1 protein-coding gene is annotated in these 4,240 nt (G+C 65.1%); it reads right to left on the bottom strand.

Going from position 1 to position 4,240, the window contains the following annotated elements:
• Positions 1-4,240: condensation domain-containing protein (locus A5622_RS03305; RefSeq protein ID WP_156752824.1), on the bottom strand; the 4,240-nt coding region annotated here is incomplete at both ends.

Genomic DNA, 4,240 nt, shown 5'->3' with positions numbered 1-4,240 from the left:
GACGACGCCGCCAATACCCCACCCCCACACCAGCACCGGCCACATACAACTCACCAACCACCCCCACCGGCACCGCACGCAACCACTGGTCCAGGACAAAGAACGCCAGGTGATCCAACGGCACCCCGATGGGACTGACAATGCTCTCGAGGTCACCGGCCCCGATCTCTCGGTATGAAGCGTGCACCGTGGTTTCGGTGGTGCCGTACATGTTGACCAGTCGTGGCAGCCGTGGGTGGCTGCCCAGCCACGGCCGAAGACGTTGCGGTTCAAGCGCTTCCCCACCGAACACCACCGTCTGCAGTCTTAGCCGCTCTCCCAGCCCGGGCTCGAGAGTGTCGGCGGTTTGCAGTGCATAGAACGCCGACGGCGTCTGGCTCAGAACGCTGACCTGTTCGCTGACCAGCAAGGCATGTAGATCCTGTGGGGAACGCACCACCGAGTCAGGCACGACCACCAGCCGACCGCCACGCAGTAAGGCGCCCCAGATCTCCCACACCGAGACGTCGAACGCCAGCGAATGCCATTGTGACCACACCGAGCCGGGCCCCGGCGGCAGTGCGGGATCCAGCGCGGCCAGCAGCCGGGTGACGTTGTGATGGGTCACCGCAACCCCTTTGGGGACACCGGTGGTGCCCGAGGTGTAGATCAGATAGGCGATATCCTGTGGCGCCGGGGCCGGCAGCGCGGTGGCGGGTTGGGAATCGGCAGCGGAGTCAGCGAGGTCGATCACCACCACGTCGTACGGGTCCAGCCGGCCGGCCAATCCCGCACCGGCCAGGACGGCGACTGGGTCGGCATCGGTGAGCATGAAACCGATCCGGGTGTCGGGATGGGCGGGGTCGATCGGCACGTACGCTGCCCCCGTCTTGAGCACCGCTAGGATCGCCGTCACAGACTCGGCCGCGTGGGGGATCAGTAGGGCAACCCGTTCACCGGTGCGGGCTCCGTGTCTAACCAACAAGTGCGCCAACCGGTTCGACGCCTCATCGAGGTCTCGGTAACTCATGTTGCGGTGTTCGAAAGTGACCGCCACGGCTTGTGGGGTCTGCGCAACCTGGGCGGCGAATGCCTCGGGAATTGACACCGCCCTCGGCGTGGGCGCGGTCAAGACCGACCGATTACTCGAGCCGTCCAGCACGGCACGCTCAACCGGGCCGACGACGTCAATCGACGACAGTCGTTTGTCACAGCTGGCGGTCATGGCAGCCAGCAATCGCGGTAGGTGATTGATCAGTGCGTCGATGGTGGCCGCGTCGATCACGTCGGTGTCGTATTCGACTCGGATGCCCAGTTCGCGACCGGGAATCACCTGCACGGTCAGCGGGTAGTGGTTGTATTCGCGACTGGTGATCTCGGTGATGGTGATACCGCCTGCGTCGAGCAGTCCGGCGGTGTCGATGGGATAGTTCTCGTAGACGAACAGGGTGTCGAAAAGCGCCGTGACGCCGGCGATCTGCTGGAGGTCGCTGAGCGCCAAGTGCTGGTGTTCGGCGGTGTCGTTGTGAAAGGCCTGGAGTTGGTCCAGGAGGTCGGCGACGGTAGTTGCGGCCGCGATACGCGCGCGCACGGGCGTGGTGTTGATCAGCAAACCGACCATCGATTCGACGCCCTGCACATCGACGGTCCGCCCCGACGTCACGGTGCCGAAGGCGACGTCGTGCTGACCGGTGAACAGGACGAGCATCTGGGCCCACGCGGCGTGCAGCACGGTGCTGAGGGTGGTATGCCTCGAGCGTGCCAGGTCACGAAGGGCCCCGGTGGTTTCGGCTGAGATTCGTAACGATTCGACACCTCGGCGCCCGAGGGTCGGGGTTCTTGCCGGGGCTACCAGGGTGGGACTCTCAAACCCGTTGAGCGCCTTGATCCATGTCAATTTGGCCGCGCCATGGTCTTGGCGGGCAAGCCAGCTGATTAGCCTGCGATACGGTGCCGGCTCGGGCAACCGGTGCCCCTGATAGCAGGCCAAGATCTCCCGCAGAAGGATCGGCAGCGACCAACCATCCAGCACGATGTGGTGATTGGTCAATACCAGCCGATGCTGATCTGTAGTGGTGCGGATCAGCGCGGCCCGGAAAGGGGATCCCTCGGTGAGGTCGCTGACCGCGGCGCGCTCAGCGGCGCACACACGCTTGATCCCTCCCTCGACGTCGGTGCTGCCCTCGAGGTCCACATATTGCCAGGTGATTTCGGGATCGGTAGCGATGATCTGCACCGGCTCGCTGAAGCGGGTGCAGAATTCGGCGCAGAGGTGGGGATGTCGTTTGACTATGTTGTGCAGCGAATCGCGCAGCCGGGTCGGTTCCAAGGGGCCAGACAGGACGGTTTCCAGCTGCACCGCATAGATGTCGTCGCTCGAGTCGCATGCGAGGGTGGCATGGAACAACAGTCCCTGCTGCAGCGGCGTGAGGGGCAGCACGTCGGCGATCCGGTATCCCTGTTGTAGCTCGTCGATCTGTCGCTGGCTGAGTCGGGCCGGCACGATGTCGGAGGGTGTCAGCCCTCCTCCGCCGGCGCGGACATGTCGGGAGATGCCCGCTAGCGCCTCGAACCACAATCGATTCAGCCGGTCTATCTGTTCGCGGTCGAGAACCGTTGTCGCCCACGTCCAGTTGGACTGGATTCGCGGTCCGGAAGGGGTGTTCACCGTGGCGGCGTTGAGTTCAACGGTGTGCGCCAACGGCATTGGTATGGCCGAGGCCATGCTCGTCACCCACAAACTGTCTTGGTCGACACGCCAGAGTTCGCCGGAGAACTCGCCGGTCTCTGCGCCGAGGCGACCCAGATAGTTGAATCCGATCGCCGGGTCGACGCCCTTCAGGTCCACGTCGGGGTTCAGGTAGCGCAGCAGGCCATAGGTCAAGCGATCAGGCAAGGCACGCAGCTGTTCCTTGGCGTCCTTGATCACCGGTCCCAACGCGGCATCACCGGCGACTACCTGCGGCCAGGACAGCTCCCCGGCGACCAGCGATATCGGGTACTTGGTGGTGAACCATCCCACCGTGCGCGATAGATCGACATGGGCGGCCAGCTCTTCGTGGCGGCCGTGGCTCTCGACGTCGATGCCGATCGGCGCCCCGGCGGCGCCGAGAAACTCGTTGCAGGCCAACCAGAACGCAATCAACAGGATGTCCTGCACCCCAGCGTGAAACGCCGCAGGTACCTCAGCGATCAGCTGCTGGGTCGTTTCGACATCCAAGACCGCGGACAACCGCCCCGCCGTGGCATAGGTGTCCACCTCCGGTCGCGCGGCCGCTAACGTCGCGGGCGTCGTTAAGACCTGACGCCATGCGTCGGCAAATTTCGCCACCGCTGCGTTGTGGGCGTGTTCGTGCAGCAGTGCTGTCCAGGTGGAAAACGACGTCCCACCCGACGGAAGCACGATGCCCTGCCCAGCTCGACACTGGGCCCAGGCAATGTTGATGTCCTCCAAGATGATTCGCCAGGAGACGCCATCTACGACCAAATGGTGGGCGATCAAAACCAACTGCTGCGGGCGAGGCACCCACAAAGCGCTGAGCATGATCCCGGACGCGGGGTTCAGCCGGGACCGCGCCGTCATCAGGGCCTCATCGGACAGCGCGTCCACCTGCTGCAGGCAGTCCTGCGCCCGCAGCGATCCGGCCTCGGGCACCGTCAGCGACCAGCCACCGGCGCCATCGTCGTCGACCCGCAACCGTAACATCGCGTGCCGATCCAGCAGCGCCTGCAGCAGCGCCACCACGTCGGCCTCGGTCACGCCGACCGGGGCCCGCACCACGACGGTCTGGTTGAACAAATCGACCGGGCCCGCGACGTCGCGCAACCAGCCCATGATCGGGGTCGCCATGACGGGGCCGATACCCTCGTCGGCGACGGCGACCTCCCCGTCGGTGAAGATCGCCACCCGAGCCAGTCGGGCTACCGTCTGCTCGACAACGACATCCCGTGGCCGACACAACACCCCAGCAGTTCGCGCACGGGACACCACCTGCATCGACAAGATGCTGTCCCCGCCGAGCTCGAAGAACGAATCGTCGACCCCGACCCGCTCGACACCCAGCACCCCCGCATAGACAGCAGCCAGGATCTCCTCCAGCGCGGTCGCCGGAGCGCGGTAGGGGTCACGGCCGCGATACTGCGGGGCCGGTAGGGCGTGCTGGTCGAGTTTGCCGTTGACGGTCAGCGGCATGGCGTCGAGGACCACGATCGCAGCCGGCACCATATAGGCCGGCAACAGCTCACCCAGCCGAGCACGAGC

Origin of the sequence: Mycobacterium sp. 1245801.1 (assembly GCF_001673055.1) — a bacterium.
Lineage (GTDB): Bacteria > Actinomycetota > Actinomycetes > Mycobacteriales > Mycobacteriaceae > Mycobacterium > Mycobacterium europaeum_A.
The sequence above is the reverse complement of the archived record's forward strand: the minus strand, read 5'-3'. Positions and strand labels throughout refer to the sequence as shown.